This window comes from Planktothrix sp. PCC 11201 (genome assembly GCF_900009135.1).
Classification (GTDB): domain Bacteria; phylum Cyanobacteriota; class Cyanobacteriia; order Cyanobacteriales; family Microcoleaceae; genus Planktothrix.
In genome coordinates this window covers 805,341-823,378 of record NZ_LT797701.1, presented here as the reverse complement: position 1 = coordinate 823,378, position 18,038 = coordinate 805,341, and the positions used below count along the sequence as shown (strand labels likewise).

Below are 18,038 nucleotides of genomic sequence, written 5' to 3'. Positions count from 1 at the left end.
AATTAGCGTTGAAATTATCCATCTTTATATAATACCTCGTCCTAATACTTTTCTCTTTAATGCTAACACACGGGGACGCGCTCCTGTGCCGGAAAAACCCAACCCTTCTCGAAATATTTCTGGCATATAAAAACGAGCTATATCTTCTTTTTCTTTATCTTCATAAATCACTCCCATGTCCTCTAATATTCTAACGGTTTTTGGTTCCATACCAAACTTTTCTACAGCAAAAGGAATGCTGCGTAGTTCAACAGAATATTGTCGTAGTGTCTCAACCCATTTTTCAAACTCTGGATATTCTTCTTTTGCTTCCTCTACTTTCTTTTCACTACAAGGTTTTAAAGCTTTACGGATTGATTGGGGCGGTAAAAGTCTGCTAGTAGACCATTTTTCAAATTGAATATTGTTGGATTGTTCCACTGTAATTTTTGCCGCATTATACAAAAATCTGACAATATCTCTAGCTTGCAATCTGCCATTAAAATCAGTTAAAGCAGCAAATATCCAAGAATAGGAAATAATCACTACGATGTTTTTTTGTTCTTTTCATATACATTGCTTTCAAACCACATTCAACAGCGTAAAATAAGAGTAACCTATGAGCATTAGTTTTAGGATTTTCATAACCATAAGCTGACCTATTTTCTCTCCATGCTCTCTGCATTTCTCTATCGGTAAATGCTATAGCCATTAACCTGTTATTACCCCCTAGATTATAGAAATTAATTAACTGAGATTGATATAGATAATCCCCCCTGATTAACAGGGGAGATTGAATAATCTAAATACCAACAATAGAATGATTATAAACCTGTTCAATCACCGTTGCCAACCGTTTCATTCCTTCTGTAATCTCCTCGTTCGTAGCTGTTAAACTAATCCGAATACATTGGTTTTTATGATTCCATTCTCCTTGTAAACCAGGAAAAAATGAACTGCCGGGAACTACAATCAAACCCACTTCTTTTAACTGTTGATACAATTCCCAGTCGGTTATCGGTAAATCTTTAAACCACATCCAGGCAAAAATTGCTCCTTCACCGCGATGTAAAAACCAGGGTAAATTTTGAGGCATGGCTTGATTTAATGCGGTTTCAACAACGGTGAATTTCTGTTGATAATAGGGACGAATTACCTCAGTCGCAATTTCTGATAACGCTCCAGAACCGATGGCCCGCGCCGCAATTGCCTGTCCATAACGGGGGGAATGAATACACATATTAGTTTGAAATGCTTCTAATACTTGAATTGTGCTTTCATTTCCTATGGCAATTCCTAATCGTTCCCCAGGTAAACCAGCTTTTGATAAACTAATACAATGAATAATATTATCACCAAAAACGGGTTTCATTTCGGTAAAATTCAAGGCAGGAAATGGGGGAGCGTAGGCAGAATCAATGAATACGGGAACGTTAAAATCAACAGCTAAATTGGCAATTTTTTTAACTTCTTCTTCTGTTAAAACATTTCCACTGGGGTTACAGGGACGGGAGAAAATGACACATCCGGTGGTTTCATCAATAATTAATTGACTAAAATCAGGACGATATTTAAAATAATGATTGACTTCATCAATATCTAGGGTGGGTTGATAAGCAAAAACGGCTTCAGGAATTAAACTCACACCTCCATATCCGGTATAATCAGGACTCAAAGGAAGAACAATTTTTTTCAGTTTACCATCGGTGGTATATCCGCCAAAAGCATTGGTAGCATAGAAATAAATTGATTGACTACCAGGTGTAATTAATACATTTCGGTCGGTTAAATTTAACCCATAACGAGAATTAAAATCCTCAACAATGACATCAATAAAAGGTTTATATCCCTGACTAGAACCATACCGACAAACAACTTCCCCATATTCAGGACTCGATAGTAATTGTGCGGTACAATCTCGCCACAATTGTTCAACTTCAGGCAAAATTACCGGATTTCCTGCACTTAAGTTAATAAAATCCTTGCCTTTTCCTAATCTTAAAGTTTCAATAATATCTTTCATAATAGCACGAACTCCCGTTAAATGAGACATCCGTTCGCCAAATTGTGTCAAAGCAGGATTCATAGTTTTATAACCCAATTAATTAACATCATCCCCCTATAATTAGGAGGTAGTAGGTAGGAGCTAGAATCATAACCAGAAATCCGATACCCACAACCGGGAGCGATGGAATCCGACATCTGTTCATCATCATTTGATCAATCTTAACCTTAGAATTGAACATATAGAACAGTTTTCAACCAGAATATTAGGATTTTTTGTGTTTATGGTAATTTGGCAAGCTGATTTTTATTCTCGCCCCCTCAAGGATGCAAGCGGACAACCCCTGTGGGAGTTGTTAGTCTGTGACCAGACTCGCAAGGTTGAGTTTATGGCGATGTGTCCTCAGTCGCAAGCAAATTCAACTTGGTTAATTGAACAGTTGCAGCAAATAATTGTTACTGAAAAACCCGATAAAATTAAAGTGTTTCGTCCGCAGTCTTTAAGTTTATTAGAAAAAGCAGGAAAAGTATTAGGAATTGTTGTGGAACCAGATCGAAATACCGAGACCTTAAAACAATGGTTAACTGAACGTTCAACACAATATTCTCAGTCAGAATATTATACGGGAGAACCATATAATCCCGTGAAATTAGATCAACTGCCACCTTTACCATTACCTGATAAATTATGGGGTGATAACTGGCAATTTGCTAGTATTTCTGCCGGAAATTTACAAGATTTTTTTGCTGACCGTCCGATTCCAATTCTACAAATACCAGATAATTTTTTACCTATAAATATAGGTTTAGCGTCGGTAGTAGCGATTCCTGGAATTATTATTAACGGAGGCAAAAAATCTATGCTTTTAGCTAGATGGTTAGAGGAAATTCGACCCTTTGCTTTCAATTATATTCCTGGTTCTCCTAATGGATTGATCTTAGAATCAGGTTTAGTTGAGCGTTGGGTGATGGCAACCTTTGAAGATGCGGAAGTTATGGATGCTGCCAAAACTTTTGAAGTCAGAAAACAGTTAGCAAAAGGATTACATTTTCTATTAGTACAACCGGATGATTCCGGGATGACTTTTAGTGGATTTTGGCTATTAAAAGGGGAAATAAAAAACTAAAATCAATAGTAGAAATCGGGTTTCTTGAATAAACTCGATTTCTGAAATTCTATAGTCTAAATTCTACAGTTTCAGCAACAGATTCTAGTGTGGAATTCGGTTCGGAATTAACTATAACAGTTAAAGTTAGTCCTAAAGATTGTAGCCAACTGGATAAACGATAAATTGCTTGGCTTCCTGGTTAGTCGAGAAATTGATTCAAACGCAATAAATGTTCTTGAAGTTGTTCTGGAGACATTTTTTCTTGTCCTAGTGCCATTGCAACATCTTGAAGGGCAGATAATAATAATTCAGGTTCAGGATCTTTTTCTTATAAAATTGCCCAAAGATATAAGTGCTTGTGCAAAATAAATTACCTAGTTGGGATAGGGAACAGGTTAGAGGATTTGTAATTAATTTTGTTTAGGTACTTAATGCGGCTTCAGATGGATCTTTGAGAGATTCAACTAAATAGTCTTGATAATTTCTATAGCAATCCCAAATAGGTTGTAACATTTCAATACTGATATGAAACAGTCAGAATTATTACCCCTGTTCCCAGATCCGGCGTTCCCTGTTCCCTTTTGATCAGGAATTTTGAACACAACTCAAATAGGATTACTATAGATAAATTTAATTAGAAAAAATACTTTTACGTTTATATTATAAATTGTTTATTGTAAAATGAATAGGTCAGATGATTGGGGAGGAATAATCCGGGGTGTTTGACAGTATTTGCAAGTTTCTGGCAGAAAATTTTTCTGAAGATTTGGCGAGTTGGTTGTTGGGTTCTCCCGTTGCATTAACTGAGTTGAGTCCCCAAGAGTTATCATTGGAACCAATTCGGGCTGATTCTCTGATCTTACTGCAATCGGATGATCTGGTTTTGCACACAGAATTTCAAACCGAACCCGATGTTAAAATCCCCTTTCGGATGTTAGATTATCGGGTAAGGGTCTATCGTCGTTTTCCCAACAAAGTCATGCGTCAGGTGGTGATTTATCTGGGTCAAACTAATTCTCCTTTAGTCCAAGAAAATAATTTTCGTCTGGAGAATACCTTTCATCAGTTTGAGGTGATTCGTCTTTGGGAACAACCGCCGGAACGGTTTTTAAATGTAACAGGATTGTTACCCTTTGCGGTACTGAGTCAGACCGATGATCCGACCATGATATTAAGTCAAGTAGCTGAAGTAATTGAGGGAATTACCGATCAACAGGTTCAAAGTAATCTCGTTGCTGCTTCGGCAATTTTGGCGGGTTTGGTTTTAAATAAAGATATAGTGAAAAGACTTTTAAGGAGTGATCTTATGCGAAATTCAGTCATTTATCAAGAAATTCTACAAGAAGGGAAACTGGAGGGGAAACTGGAAGGAAAATTGGAAGGAAAATTGGAAGGAAAATTGGAAGGAAAATTGGAAGGAAAACTGGAAGGAAAACTGGAAGGAAAACTGGAAGGAAAGGAAGAAGTTGCTTTAAATTTATTACGAATGGGTTTTAGTTTAGAGCAAGTTGTTCAGGCAACTGGATTAAGTGTTGAAGAAATTCCATCTTTGTAAATTAGCTTTTGCAGCATTAAGGATTAATGAAGGGAGGTTAACAAGATGCAAATTTATTCTATTGAATCAGGATAATAAATAGCTCCACAAAAATTAGGAGGTAAAAAATATAGCAATCCGTGTAGGGATTGTAATATTTTATCGTAGGGGTTGGGTCTCCCAACCCACTTTGCGCCTGGATTGGGAGACCCAACCCCTACAGGTTTTGATCACCAATCATTGAGGATTGCTATATTGCTTTTGGGATGTTATTTTAGTCTAAATTAAGAGATAATAGATCTTGTCTAAACTCAATAAAAAATTACAATTACCTCAACGCCATGCTGTCTTTTCTTCGCAACGACCTCAACCAACTTCACGCCTATGCTCCTCACCCGGGAGGCAATTCTGGCAGTCCTATCGAGACTCAAATATTAGATCGTTTAGATACTAATGAATGTCCCTATGATTTACCTGAAGAATTAAAACAAAAGCTGGCGTGGACGTATCAACATGAAATTGAAACGAATCGTTATCCTGATGGCAGTCATTTTCCGTTAAAAATTGCGATCGCTAGTTATATTAACGAGATTATTTCTAATTATGAAGCCTTTGTCAATCCTGAGAATATTTCCGTTGGCAATGGGTCAGATGAGTTAATTAGATCTATCTTAATTGCGACTTGTTTAGGGGGAGAAGGCTCAATTTTAGTGGCTAATCCTACCTTTTCAATGTATGGAATTATTGCTCAAACTTTAGGGATGACCGTTGTTAGTATAGAAAGGCATCAAGACACCTTTGAAATGGATTTAAACGGGGCTAAAACTGCGATTGAAACAACACAAAACCCTCCTATTCGAGTTGTATTTGTAGTTCATCCCAATTCCCCCACAGCCAATGCGTTAACAGAAGATGAATTAAACTGGCTGCGTGGTTTACCGGAACAGATTTTAGTGGTAATTGATGAAGCCTATTTTGAGTTTAGTCAAACCAGCGTTATCGAGGAGTTAAAACAGCATCCCAATTGGGTGATTTTACGAACATTTTCTAAAGCATTTCGTTTAGCTTCCTTACGCGCTGGATATGCGATCGCCCATCCCGAATTAATCACCGCTTTAGAAAAAGTTCGGCTTCCCTATAATCTTCCCAGTTTCACACAAACCGCAGCTTTATTAGCCTTAAATAATCGTCAAGATTTACTCGCTGTAATTCCTGAAATTTTAGGAGAACGGACTCGTTTAATTAATGCTTTAACTGAAAATAAACAGTTAAAAATTTGGCGAAGTGATGCTAATTTTATTTATATTAGACTCGCTGACAAACAAAATTCCGATCAAGCCTTAAACCAGATTATGCAACAATTAAAAACCAAAGGAACATTAGTGCGTCATACTGGAGGAGGACTGCGAATTACCATTGGTCGTCCTGACGAAAATGAACGCACGATTGAACGATTATTTTCTGTTCTATAGTAAAGTAAAAAAACAGGTTTGGGCGGGTTTATATAGAAGTTTAACATTTGGGTGAACCCGCCCCTACAATGGATTTGTTGTTAATTTTGTATGAATTATGCAACGCTATTTTAAGATTTTAATGTTATTTTGGGAAACTGCGATCGCAGCAGAACTCGAATATCGGATTAACTTTCTGATTTCTGCCATCACCAGTTTAGGAAGTTTAATTGGCAGTATTTTTAGCCTATTTTTATTTTATCGAACGGGTTACAGTTTTGAAGGATGGAGTTGGGAAGAAGTCTTAGTTGTTTTGGGAATATTTACAATATTACAAGGATTTTCCACAACAATATTAGTTCCCAATTTAAACAGAATTGTCACCCATGTTCAAGATGGAACCTTAGATTTTGTATTGCTTAAACCCCTCGGCAGTCAATTTTGGCTATCGACTCGTATGGTTTCTCCTTGGGGAACACCTGACCTAATTTTTGGGTGTTCAATTGTCGCTTATCAAGGTAGTAAACTGGGCTTAACCTGGAGAGATTATTTAGCCAGTTTATTACCTCTTTCCTTTGGAATGATCAGTTTATATAGTATCTGGTTTATCCTGGGAGCGACCAGTATTTGGTTTGTAAAAATTTATAATGTGACGGAAGTATTGCAGGGATTATTAGAAGCCGGAAGATATCCAATGGTGGCTTATCCTATGGCTTATCGTTTCTTTTTTACCTTTATTGTTCCCGTCGCTTTTTTAACAACAATTCCAGCAGAATCAATCCTAGGAAAAACTGACATATCCTGGGTGATTGGATCAGGATTTTTAGCCCTGGGATTATTATTTATTTCGGCTAGATTTTGGCAATTTGCCTTAAAATTTTATACCAGTGCATCAAGTTAATATTAAGAATAAAGACTAGCAACATATTCACCATAACCGTTATAGGGTAAAGTTGGCTGTTTTTCCCAAGAAAAACTAGGCTTACTGCTAACAATTCTTTCCGTGGCTTGTGACCAACGGGGATGGGGTTTGTTGGGATTAACATTCGCCTCGAAACCATATTCATCCGGGCCCAAAGTATTCCAAAACGTCGCGGGTTTTTGATTTAAAAATTCAATTTTAACAATGGATTTTGCTCCTTTAAATCCATATTTCCAAGGGAGTACCATCCGTAAAGGAGCGCCGTTTTGTTTCGGGAGGGTTTTTCCATACATTCCTACGGCAAAAAAGGCTAAATCATTTGCCATTTCCTCAATTCGTAATCCTTCTGTATAAGGCCAAGGATAACCATTAGCCCAAAATCCTGGCCCGGTGGTAATTTTAGGATCATAAAAAGAGGTAAACCGGACAAATTTAGCCTCGGAATTAGGTTCAACCGCCGCCATTAATGCCCGCATCGGAAACCCCAACCAAGGCACAACCATCGCCCAGGCTTCCACACAACGAAACCGATAAATTCGTTCTTCTAAGGGGAATTTTTTCTGAAGATCCTCTAAATCATAGGTTTTCGGATTTTTCACTAATCCTGAAACCTCAACTTTCCAATCTTCTAACGGTAAGGCTTGGGCGGCTTGCCAAATAGACTTGGTTCCGCCATATTCATAAAAATTATTATATTTTGTCGCTAAATCTTCCGCCGTAACGGGACGATTAACCGTGGCAAAATTGGGATTGGTTTTGAAATCGGAAATCCCCTGTACTGAATTATTTTGTGTTTTTGAAGTTGCTTGACAACCCACTAAAGATAAAGCCGATGCAGTTAATCCTGCCCCAATTAAACTTTTCATGAACCGACGACGATTGAGAAAAACAGATTCCGGTGTAATCTGATGTTCCGAAATTTCCCAGGAGGGAACAATACGAATTAAAGCCATAGGTTAAAAATAATAGGAGAATGGGCAATGGGCAATATATAAGATAATAGGCGATCGCCTTCCCTGAATTAACCTAAAGTTTCAGAAAGACTTATCATAGAAAAATATACTAAAAAATTCTGGTTATGAGTTACTGCATCAACCCCCAATGTCAGAACCCCCAGAACCCGACTCACGCCATTTCCTGTCAGAGTTGTGGATCAGAACTGCGCCTCAAAAATCGCTATAGTATGATTCGAGTTTTGGGCCAAAACCATTGTAACCGAACATTTTTGGCAATTGATGAAGATAAACCCGCCAAACCGCGCTGTGTAATTAAACAATCTCTTGATTCTCCCCTATCTACTCCCGAAGCCCGGGTAGAATTTCGTCTGTATAGCCAAACCCTAGACCAGATTAGTCAGCATCCGGCCCTGCCTGAATTATTAGCCTGCTTTGAAGAAAATAGCTATAGTTATCTTGTACAAGATTATATTCCCGGACGCAATTTAGCCGAAGAACTAGAACAAGAGGGTGTGTTTTCAGAATTGCAAATTTGGGATTTATTGAGTGCAATTCTACCGATTCTGGAATCCATTCACCATAAAAATAGAGTTCATGGGGATATTAAACCGGAAAATATTATTCGTCGTCCCGTTTCCCATCCGAATTCTCCGATCAAAAAACAACTGGTTTTAGTTGATTTTGCTGGAGTAAACCCCCTACAAGGTGCAGCCGAATATGTTTCCCCCGAACAACTGCAAGGAGAAATTAGTCCCAAAAATGATCTCTATAGTTTAGGGGTGACTTGTTTGCATCTACTGACTCAAATGAGCCCCTTTGATTTATGGAATATTAAAACCAATGCTTGGGTCTGGAAGGATTATCTCAAAACCCCCATTAGTCATCGCCTAACCCGAATTTTGAATCGATTAATTGAACGTGACCCGGCTCAACGCTATACTTCGGCGGTCGAGGTAATCCGAGACTTAAAATCCGGGCCGATTCCAATTAAACTCCCTCGGGTTAGTCAACATCCATGGACGTTAACCGCTTTGGGGGGTGCAGCTTTGGCAATGTTATCCCTATTCCTGAGTTCACGAATTCCTCAATCGCACTTTGAGCCCATGGAACCCGTAGAACCCATTTATCAGATTCCTGAGATTTCGGTTTCCCCCCCGGAGACTTTTACCCCCATTCTCCCCAAACCCAGCCCAGCGATGCGGACATTGGTACAGAACATTGGCCCAGTGTGGTCGATGGCCGTCAGTCCCGATGGTCAATTTGTGGTCTATGGGAATACCGATGGGTCAATTCGGATTATCGATGCGGAAACTGGCGGATTAATTAACACGCTGTTGGGACATTCTCAACCCGTGGGAACCTTGGCTATCAGTGGTGATGGTCGGACTTTAGTGAGTGGAAGTGGTGATAAAACGATTTTAGTTTGGGATTTGTGGACTGGCCGTCAGAAAAAAATGCTCTACGGTCATCAAGGATGGGTCTATGCCGTTGCCATCAGTCCCGATGGCAAGCAGGTGGCCAGTGCCGGGCGTGACCAAACCATTCGGCTATGGGATATATCCACCGGACAAACCCTAAAAACCTTACCAGGGTATGGCACAGAGGTAGAGTCCCTGGCTTTTAGTCAGGATAATCAAACCTTGGTTAGTGGCGGAAGTAACGGGATTGTGGATCTTTGGAACTGGCACACGGGACAGTTATTGCGGACATTTAAGGCCCATTCTGAGGCGATTTGGTCGGTGGCGATCAGTCCTGATGGTCAAACTTTGGCTACGGGTAGTTGGGATCATTCGATTAAGTTATGGGATTTAAAAGAATTAGAGTCTCAATATTTTAGTAATACCCCGGCGCAAATTCTTCTGGGTCATGGAGATAAGGTGCAGTCCGTTGCCTTTAGTCCCGATAGCCAAACCCTTGCCAGTGGGGATTTTGCGGGGACGGTGAAACTCTGGCAAGTAGATAATGGAGAATTATTTGGAACCTTCAAAGGACATCGAGCTTGGGTAAATGTGGCATTCAACCCTCAAAATCATACTTTAGTGAGTGGAAGTTTTGATGATACGCTGAAGGTTTGGCAGTTGTTACCCAGCCATTAGGACAGGAAACAGCTTTGAAAACCTGCCCAAATATGGTGTGGGAAACAGTCAGAAGTATTATCCCTGTTGCGGTGTTCCCTTTTGATCAGGAATTTTGAACACAACTCAAATAGGATTGCTATAGATGCACCAATTTGCAATCTGTCCCGGATGAATTAGCTCCTTTTTAGGGCTGAGTCTTGAATACTAAAAATTTACGTAGCTGTAAAACACTCGTTTCACATTCTCAGCAGCGATGATATAGAACACCACGATCGCCACCAGAACCAGCATAAAACTCAACGGCAACGCTTGAAATCCGAGCAGGGTTCCCAAAGGTGTCCAGGGAATAATCATTGTCACTCCCATAGTTGCCAGCGTTGCCATCAATAAGTATTTTCCTGGCTTACTATTGAGAATAGATTGCCTGGTACGAACGACTAACACAACCATCGAAGCTGAGATTACAGACTCCAAAAACCACCCTGTTCTAAACTGTTCTGGTTGAGCGTGCAGTAGCAACAAAAGTGCTCCAAAAGTCAGGTAATCAAATATGGAACTCAGTAAACCAAACACGATCATGAAGTTGCGGATAAACTGAATATCCATCCGACGGGGTTTGCTGACTAACTCTCGGTCTACGCGATCGGTCGCGATCGTCAATTCAGGGAAATCAGTTAATAGGTTCGTCAGCAAAATCTGACTGGGTAGCAGAGGCAAAAAGGGCAAAAACAAAGAAATTCCCGCCATGCTAAACATATTGCCAAAATTGGCGCTAGTTGCCATAAAGACATACTTTAAAGTATTAGCAAATGTCACCCGTCCTTCCTTTACGCCTTGGACAAGAACATTCAAATCCTTTGCCATCAACACAATGTCCGCGGCTTCCTTGGCAACATCAACAGCACTCTCAACTGAGATACCAACATCAGCCGCATGAAGCGCAGAGGCATCATTAATGCCATCTCCCAGATATCCAACTACATTCCCCGCTTTTTTGAGAGCAATAATAATGCGCTCTTTTTGGTTTGGCTCTACCTCAGCAAAAACATTAGTATATTGTACTCGATGGAGCAAAGCTTCATCACTGAGCTTATCTAGTTCGGAGCCTGTCAAAATTTTGGGTTCAGGTAGTCCTATCTGCTGAATAATACTAATAGCAACTGCCTGGCTGTCTCCGGTAATCATCTTGGTAGTGACTCCCAACTGTTCCAACTCTTTAAGGGTGTCTGCGATGCCAGCTTTGGGGGGATCAAACAGCGCAAGATAGCCCAGAAATGTCATGTCGGTTTCATCATCTTTGCTGAAGGAATCTTGATTAAAATCACGATAAGCCACACCTAAAACTCTAAATCCTTTACTACCCAAGTCCACCGCCTCTTGGTGGAGTTTTTTTTGCTGGTCTACAATGTCTATCTTTTTACCGTCAGCAGTTTCAACACTTGAGCAAACATCGAGAATATTTTTCAGTGCGCCTTTAGTAACAATCAGATGTGTATTCTCTTTTTTAAACAGAATGCTAAGACGTTTGCGGTTAAAATCATAAGGCACTTCATCCAGCTTTTGATAGCTAGAAATGTCGAAAGTTTTGTATTCACGAATCGCTTTATCGATCGGATTTACATAACCCGACTCAGATGCGGCATTCAAATACGCGTAAAGGAGAACGCGATTCGCCTGCGTCGAGGATTCGTGATCGCGATCGCTTTCTTGACCCGACCCATCAACCCCAGAGTGAATTTTTACCTCTCCTTCCGTCAGCGTACCCGTCTTATCGGTGCAAAACACATTCATACTGCCAAAGTTTTCGATCGCGGGTAAACGCTTCACAATCACCTGCTTTTGAGCCATTTTCTTGGCCCCACGAGCCAGGTTAACACTAACAATTGCAGGTAACAATTGGGGAGTTAAACCAACCGCGAGCGCCAAAGAAAACATAAAAGATTCCAGCACTGGACGATGGAGGTAGACGTTGGCGACAAAAATTAGAACTACCAAAATTAGTGTTACTTCCATCAGAAAGTAGCCAAACTTGCTGAGTCCATGTTCAAATTCCGTTTCGGGAGGTCTGAGTTTCAAGCGTTCCGATACTTTGCCAAATTCAGTTTCTTTTCCGGTATGAACGACTATTGCTTTCGCCGTTCCACTAATAACATTAGTTCCCATATAGAGAGAATTAGTGCGTTGGCTGAGTCCTGTTTCAGCAGGTAATACACCACTGAATTTATCAACGGGATAAGTTTCTCCTGTCAGTGCAGCTTCATCCACCGATAAATCTTGCGACTCTAAAACTAGACAGTCGCCCGGAATATTTTTACCTGCACAAAGCAAGACAATATCACCCGGCACTATTTCCTTATTGGAGATTTCTTGAGATTGACCATCTCTCAAAACAGTGGCTTTAACTTGCACTAATGCCAATAATTTTTCGACCGCGTTCGAGGCGCCTCGCTCTTGCCAAAATCCTAATAGCCCACTGATGAGGACGATCGTCAAAATGATAATGGCATCTGTCGCATCTTGAACAAAAATTGATAGGATCGCGGCAAAAATCAGAATCAAGATAATCGGACTCTTGAACTGATTGAACAACAGCATCAATGCGCTGGTTTTTTGTGTTTTTTTGAGGCTGTTTGCGCCGTACTGGCTCAGGCGTTGTTTCGCATCTTGACCGCTTAATCCTGCGGTTGTAGAGTGCGTCTGCTGAAGCACTTGATCTGTAGATAAGTTCCAAAATGTGGACTGTGGATTCATTATTTTTTCCGTTATTTTTAATAGAACAAATAAAGTAGTCTTTATTGCTGGATCTCCAGCATCCCTATAGATTTTCTTAGACAGGTCTTCCTGGTTTAGATTTAATAACTCCTTGGGGTTGATTAAGTAACTTTAACTGTTCAAACCAGACTAAACTAATCCCGCCACCAAGTAGACAAATAGCAATATCAATTGGATGCAGAAAAGAGAAGCTAAACAATTGACGCAAGAAGGGAACATAAAGCACCATCGCCAGAAAAAATATTCCTCCACCCATAACCCACCAAAGGGCAGTATTAGGGGATTTCAGTATTTTTAAGCTCAGGGGCAGCGAAGAACTTTCACTCAAAATTAGTCCTAAATTTGCCAAAATTAATGCCGTAAACGTTAACGCCCGGGCATCAAGTTCCCCTTGTCCGCGATATAGCGAAATCACAAAAATTACGAGAACAATCGTTAAAATTGCTCCCCCTTGTAACATCGCCAAACCCACAGTTTTCCTACCAAATAAAGGATCTTTAGAATTGCGAGGAGGACGCTTCATTACGTTTTCTTCTGCGGGTTCAGCTTCTAACACAATTGAACAAGCTGGATCAATAATTAAATGTAAAAAGGCAACGTGAACCGGAAGTAATACTAATGGCAACTTAAACAATACTGGAATTAAAGACATCCCAGCAATCGGAATATGAATTGCTAAAAGATAAGCCATGGCTTTGCGAAGATTATCAAAAATTCGCCGCCCCAGTTTTACCGCTTGCACAATTGACGAAAAATCATCATCTAATAACACTAACGCCGCCGATTCCCTAGCCACATCCGTGCCTCTTTCACCCATCGCAATCCCGATTTGGGCTGATTTTAAAGCCGGGGCATCATTGACGCCATCTCCGGTCATGGCAACGACTTCTCCTTTGGATTTTAAAGCATTAACTATCCGTAATTTTTGTTCGGGAATTGCCCTGGCAAAGATATTTGTACTTTGAATCCGCTCCTGAAGTTCAGCGTCACTCATCCCATCCAATTCCGCCCCAGTCAAAATCGCCCCCATTTGCATCAATCCAATCTGACGGGCAATGGTTTGAGCCGTGGCCGGATAATCCCCGGTAATCATCACGACTCGAATCCCGGCGGTATAACATTCTTGAATCGCCGCCGCCACGGTTGGACGCACTGGGTCGGAAAGTCCCACTAATCCTAGAAATTGAAAGGGAAAGTCATGTTGCTGATCGGGTAAATGATCGGGATTCACCAGAGGATGGGGAGGTAAAAATGGGGGTGGCGCATCAAGTAAAGATGATGCGGCAACACCTAATACCCGCAATCCTTGCTCTGCCATTTTAGTAATTTGCCCTACCAGAATTTGCTGTTGTTCGGGGGTAAAATGACAGAGATCGGCGATCGCTTCTGGCGCTCCTTTGGCAGCAATTTCATATTGTTTACCATCGGCTGATTGCCAAACATGAGACATTGCTAATAGATCCGGTGAGAGGGGATATTCTCGCAACAGTTTCCAATCGTTATGTAAATGTTCGGTATTAGCCAGAGAGCGCTCGCCCAATTGTTTAAAGGCTTTTTCCATCGGATCAAAGGGATCTCTTTGACTTGCTAGAATGGAAAATTCTACTAATTCATGCACCGATTCAGGAAGTGGCTCTTTTGAATGAGATTCTAAATTATATGGCTGAGGGTTTTCTTCCTGGTTATAGGCAAATAGTTGTTGCACCGCCATAATATTCTGAGTCAGCGTCCCAGTTTTATCCACACATAAAACCGTTGCGGAACCCAAGGTTTCCACCGCAGAAGTGCGACGAGCTAAGACCTGATTCTGAGAAATTCGCCAAGCTCCTAATGCTAAAAAGATGGTGACAACAACCGGAAATTCATTCGGCAAAATTGCCATAGCCAAGGTAATTCCAGCCAGAAATCCTTTCAGCCAATCTCCTCGCGTCAGTCCATAAATTACTACAATCACCACACACAGGGATAAAGCGATACCAAACAAACGGCTGACTAACTGATTCATTTCCCGTTGCAAGGGGGTTGCTTCTGGCTTGACTGTTTGTAAAGCCTTGCCAATCTTGCCCATCTCCGTTTGAGCGCCGATGGCTTGGACTTGAATAATTCCCTGTCCCTGAACTACCAACGTGCCAGAATATACAAAGGGTAACTCATCTCCCCCCGGACGCGCCATCTCCACGTTACCCACGGCGGCAACTTTGCGTACAGGTAGGGATTCCCCAGTTAATAATGACTCATCGGTGGAGAGGTTTGAGCAAGAAAGCACAATGGCGTCCGCAGGTACGCGATCGCCTTCTGCTAAGACTAAAGTATCTCCCCGAACCACTTCTCGCCCGGCAATCCGTTTTCGCTCCCCATCTCGAATTACCAAGGCGCGAGGACTGGAAAGATCCCGTAAGGCTTCTAAGGCGTGTTCGGTTTTACCTTCTTGGTAGAGACTAATTCCGGTGATAAAAAAGACAAAACCCAATAAAATCAGAGCTTCCTGTAGGTCACCTAAAACCCAATAAATGACTCCGCCCCCCACTAGCAATAGGAAGATCGGATCTTGGATAATTTCCCAAGCGATCGAGAAAAGATTACGAGATCCCGCCGAGGGGAGTTCATTGTAGCCCTCCTCTTTCAGTCGCGCGATCGCATCTTGTTCAGATAGGCCAGTAACGGTATTAATATCAAGTGGTGAAACCATAATCCCGTTTTTTCCTATGCGATATAAAAGGCAGAGCAATTTCAGACTGATGTTAATTGCCAAATTTGAGGAAATCGTGAAGTCATATAAATTTTTATTCTGTTTATGAGCATCTTTTATTCTAAGTTATTCTTTTGTTTAGGTGACTTCCTTCAAGTATTCAATCAGACTTTCAGGTGTCTCTGCATATCCTGAAAATGTATTTATTGCTTGCTCGTTACTTATTGTATCGCTAAAAGTGAACTTTATTTTATCTGTTAAGTATTTTTGGGATTTCTTTGAATCCTGTAAAATCAATTGAATAAGGATGAGTAAAAATTCCATTTCATACTTACCTCTAAATACTTTATGTTGTTCACAGTTTGAGAAATCAACAAGTTTTTGATCTAGCAATTCCTGTGTAACTTCTGTAGCGTTTGGGAAAGTCTGTTTGATTTTTTCCAAATCATACTTTGATGAAACTGAATCTAAGGTAAGCTCTATAAAGCCTTTAGGTAAATTATCGTCTAAATCTACACCTGTTTGTCTGCCTGTTGTATTTCTTATTGCTATCAAACAAGCATACCAAGCATTTAACAGCTTAACTGCCAAATGAAACTCTTGTTGTCTTTCAATGAAAAGCTTTAAGCAAACTTTATAAGCGTCATCACGCACTTCTGATAAGGAAAATTCATTTTTCAGAATTTCCTTAAATACATCTACTGAAACATATAGGTTTTCAATAGAATAACACGGCGTTTCAAAAATTGGCGGATTATGATTTGGTAAAGAACTATTAAAATCCCTATCTATGAAAAATGCCTTTTTATACTGATCATATTCCCTATGATTTTTAATCAGGTTGTAAACCTGCAATACTTTTTCTCTACCACCACATCTAATTGGGTGATAATTTTCTACAAACTGCTTGATTCTTGGAACATAATAAGCATTATCTTTGCCTTCAAAAAAACAAAATAAACCATCCTTACCTTGTTTGGTATGAAGAGCAAATTCTTGATAAGCAACTTGGGCTTTATCACGACTTTTTCTAAGTTCATCTATGTATAGCATTAGGCAGTAAGAGTTTTTGCAGGTTTAACATATTCATTCAAGCCAACAGCATACCGATCTAACTCATTATCAAAAATGAAAGGTGAATGAGTTACGGCTAATAGAAAATCACATTTATTTGAGTTGAGTATATCAGGAAGTAATTGCCTTTGCCAAATCATACTTAATGATAATTCCGGTTCATCAAAAAGTAGGATAAACCTCTGTTTATCCTCAGCTAAGTAAATTTTAGAAAGAATCGATATGATTTGCTTTTCACCTGATGAGAGTTTACTTAATTGTATTTCTTCACCCGATAAGTCTGACTTGACAAAAATTCTAATCGCACTTTCATCATAAAATACTTTTTTGTCGATCAGGTACTTATTACAAATATCTCTATATACTTTAATAAAGTTGTCTAACGGTTTCTGTTTTTCATAGATTTCAATCAACTTTTGTAAAAAATATAATAGCGAGTCATTTTTTATTTCTTGATTTACCACAATATTTCTGATTTCATTTTTATCTGCCTCTGAAAGTTGCTCACCTACTCTCGCTAAAATGATTTCAATATCATTTTGATCAATGCGACTCAAAATGCTTGTATCTGTATCTGTAAATCCCTTAACTAATTGACTTAAAATTTCCCCCGAAATTTTAGAAAACCCTTCTTTTAAAAGCTTATCAATTGTATTTTCAATTTCATCAAAACGTTTCCGTACATCAGTCATTCCAAAATGAATTAATCTATTATCTTCTTTATGAAACTGTTCTTCATCATAACCCAGGTTTCTTAAATCTTCTTCAACCCGTCTATAAGTAGGGAAATACATAATTTCACTCTGATTCAACCTTTCTGTGATTGTTTTTCTACTCTGTTGTAAATTTGCTGAAAAATTTTCTTCATTTTCATCAGATAATCTTCGTAAAGTTTCTAAAATCATTCCCATTGAAAAGGGTAGATCTTCTAGGATTTGTATAATTTTAGGATTGTTTCTAACTTGATAGCTAGAAAGACTTTTATTAGCAAATTCTTCTTTGAGGTCAATAAATTTCCGAACTCCAATTTGATTAATTAATTCTATGGCAACGGGATGTTTAAAAAATGTCTGTTCAATTTCGTTTTTACTGATGGAAATAGTCTCGCCATCAAAAAATTCTAACTCTAGCTTATCAAAGCAGTAATCAATTAGGTTTTCAAATTTTTTACAAAGAGTATAATAAAACATATTTAAGACTTGGGTTTTGCCAAGTCCATTTTCACCAATCAAAATCTTAATATTTTCATCAAAAGGAATATGTACGTCATTTGTTCCGAAAAGTCCGTACACCGAAAAAGATTTTAAGCTACTTGATATCATATTCATACAGAGATAGAAATTATAACTTTGGGTACATAGCTACAACTTATCTTGAAGGCTAATCATGATAAGTATAGTATAGGTTAGATTGATTAGAACCCGCCCCTGCGGTAAAGCCGTCCCGACGTTCAACCGTCCACCCCCAACA

12 protein-coding genes are annotated in these 18,038 nt (G+C 39.5%); 5 read left to right on the top strand and 7 right to left on the bottom strand.

Annotated elements, in window-relative coordinates; all coding sequences use genetic code 11:
* Nucleotides 1-24: 24 nt before the first annotated feature.
* The gene (locus tag PL11201_RS13825) at nucleotides 25-525 is read right to left on the bottom strand and encodes a hypothetical protein (protein WP_200816768.1); all 501 of its coding nucleotides are present in this window, start codon (nucleotides 523-525) and stop codon (nucleotides 25-27) included.
* A gap of 256 nt (nucleotides 526-781) precedes the next feature.
* Nucleotides 782-2,065: a valine--pyruvate transaminase gene (locus PL11201_RS13820; RefSeq protein WP_079679449.1), complete on the bottom strand. Its 1,284-nt coding sequence runs from the start codon at nucleotides 2,063-2,065 to the stop codon at nucleotides 782-784.
* Nucleotides 2,066-2,267: 202 nt separating this feature from the next.
* Here PL11201_RS13820 and PL11201_RS13815 point away from each other — a divergent pair, with 202 nt between their 5' ends.
* The 4 genes from PL11201_RS13815 (at nucleotide 2,268) to PL11201_RS13795 (ending at nucleotide 6,978) form a co-directional block, all read left to right on the top strand.
* Complete coding sequence (locus PL11201_RS13815) at nucleotides 2,268-3,110, top strand: Tab2/Atab2 family RNA-binding protein (RefSeq protein ID WP_079679447.1); 843 nt, start codon at nucleotides 2,268-2,270, stop codon at nucleotides 3,108-3,110.
* A gap of 700 nt (nucleotides 3,111-3,810) precedes the next feature.
* The gene (locus tag PL11201_RS13805; protein WP_079679444.1) at nucleotides 3,811-4,647 is read left to right on the top strand and encodes an Rpn family recombination-promoting nuclease/putative transposase; all 837 of its coding nucleotides are present in this window, start codon (nucleotides 3,811-3,813) and stop codon (nucleotides 4,645-4,647) included.
* Between the two features lie 320 nt (nucleotides 4,648-4,967).
* On the top strand, nucleotides 4,968-6,098 hold the full coding sequence (locus PL11201_RS13800; protein WP_079679442.1) for a histidinol-phosphate transaminase: 1,131 nt from the start codon (nucleotides 4,968-4,970) through the stop codon (nucleotides 6,096-6,098).
* 97 nt (nucleotides 6,099-6,195) lie between these two features.
* Nucleotides 6,196-6,978: an ABC transporter permease gene (locus PL11201_RS13795; RefSeq protein WP_079679440.1), complete on the top strand. Its 783-nt coding sequence runs from the start codon at nucleotides 6,196-6,198 to the stop codon at nucleotides 6,976-6,978.
* Nucleotides 6,979-6,980: 2 nt separating this feature from the next.
* Here the strand turns inward: PL11201_RS13795 and msrP are convergent, their stop codons facing one another.
* Nucleotides 6,981-7,952 (bottom strand): protein-methionine-sulfoxide reductase catalytic subunit MsrP, encoded by a 972-nt coding sequence (gene msrP, locus PL11201_RS13790; RefSeq protein WP_079679438.1) that lies wholly within the window; start codon nucleotides 7,950-7,952, stop codon nucleotides 6,981-6,983.
* Nucleotides 7,953-8,077: 125 nt separating this feature from the next.
* On the opposite strand from msrP, the gene PL11201_RS13785 reads away from it, so the two are divergent.
* Nucleotides 8,078-10,051: a serine/threonine-protein kinase gene (locus tag PL11201_RS13785; protein WP_079679436.1), complete on the top strand. Its 1,974-nt coding sequence runs from the start codon at nucleotides 8,078-8,080 to the stop codon at nucleotides 10,049-10,051.
* A 186-nt stretch (nucleotides 10,052-10,237) separates the two neighbouring features.
* Here PL11201_RS13785 and mgtA read toward each other — a convergent pair whose 3' ends face one another.
* The 4 genes from mgtA to PL11201_RS13765 all read right to left on the bottom strand — a co-directional run bounded on the left by mgtA (nucleotide 10,238) and on the right by PL11201_RS13765 (nucleotide 17,890).
* Nucleotides 10,238-12,784, bottom strand: coding sequence for a magnesium-translocating P-type ATPase (gene mgtA, locus PL11201_RS13780; RefSeq protein ID WP_079679434.1), 2,547 nt, complete (start codon nucleotides 12,782-12,784; stop codon nucleotides 10,238-10,240).
* Nucleotides 12,785-12,860: 76 nt separating this feature from the next.
* Entirely contained in the window at nucleotides 12,861-15,494 is a 2,634-nt protein-coding gene (locus tag PL11201_RS13775; protein WP_079679432.1) for a cation-translocating P-type ATPase, read from the bottom strand.
* Between the two features lie 138 nt (nucleotides 15,495-15,632).
* Complete coding sequence (locus PL11201_RS13770) at nucleotides 15,633-16,547, bottom strand: DUF4435 domain-containing protein (RefSeq protein WP_079679430.1); 915 nt, start codon at nucleotides 16,545-16,547, stop codon at nucleotides 15,633-15,635.
* Complete coding sequence (locus PL11201_RS13765) at nucleotides 16,547-17,890, bottom strand: AAA family ATPase (protein ID WP_079679611.1); 1,344 nt, start codon at nucleotides 17,888-17,890, stop codon at nucleotides 16,547-16,549. Before PL11201_RS13765 ends, PL11201_RS13770 begins: the two co-directional genes overlap by 1 nt.
* Nucleotides 17,891-18,038 lie beyond the last annotated feature (148 nt).

Excerpts from the sequence above, each read along its gene's own strand:
- PL11201_RS13770 (WP_079679430.1), bottom strand. The coding sequence starts at position 16,547 with ATGCTATACATAGATGAACTTAGAAAAAGTCGTGATAAAGCCCAAGTT.
- PL11201_RS13785 (WP_079679436.1), top strand. The coding sequence starts at position 8,078 with ATGAGTTACTGCATCAACCCCCAATGTCAGAACCCCCAGAACCCGACT.
- PL11201_RS13765 (WP_079679611.1), bottom strand. The coding sequence starts at position 17,890 with ATGATATCAAGTAGCTTAAAATCTTTTTCGGTGTACGGACTTTTCGGA.
- mgtA (WP_079679434.1), bottom strand. The coding sequence starts at position 12,784 with ATGAATCCACAGTCCACATTTTGGAACTTATCTACAGATCAAGTGCTT.
- PL11201_RS13795 (WP_079679440.1), top strand. The coding sequence starts at position 6,196 with ATGCAACGCTATTTTAAGATTTTAATGTTATTTTGGGAAACTGCGATC.
- PL11201_RS13800 (WP_079679442.1), top strand. The coding sequence starts at position 4,968 with ATGCTGTCTTTTCTTCGCAACGACCTCAACCAACTTCACGCCTATGCT.
- msrP (WP_079679438.1), bottom strand. The coding sequence starts at position 7,952 with ATGGCTTTAATTCGTATTGTTCCCTCCTGGGAAATTTCGGAACATCAG.
- PL11201_RS13815 (WP_079679447.1), top strand. The coding sequence starts at position 2,268 with ATGGTAATTTGGCAAGCTGATTTTTATTCTCGCCCCCTCAAGGATGCA.
- PL11201_RS13775 (WP_079679432.1), bottom strand. The coding sequence starts at position 15,494 with ATGGTTTCACCACTTGATATTAATACCGTTACTGGCCTATCTGAACAA.
- PL11201_RS13820 (WP_079679449.1), bottom strand. The coding sequence starts at position 2,065 with ATGAATCCTGCTTTGACACAATTTGGCGAACGGATGTCTCATTTAACG.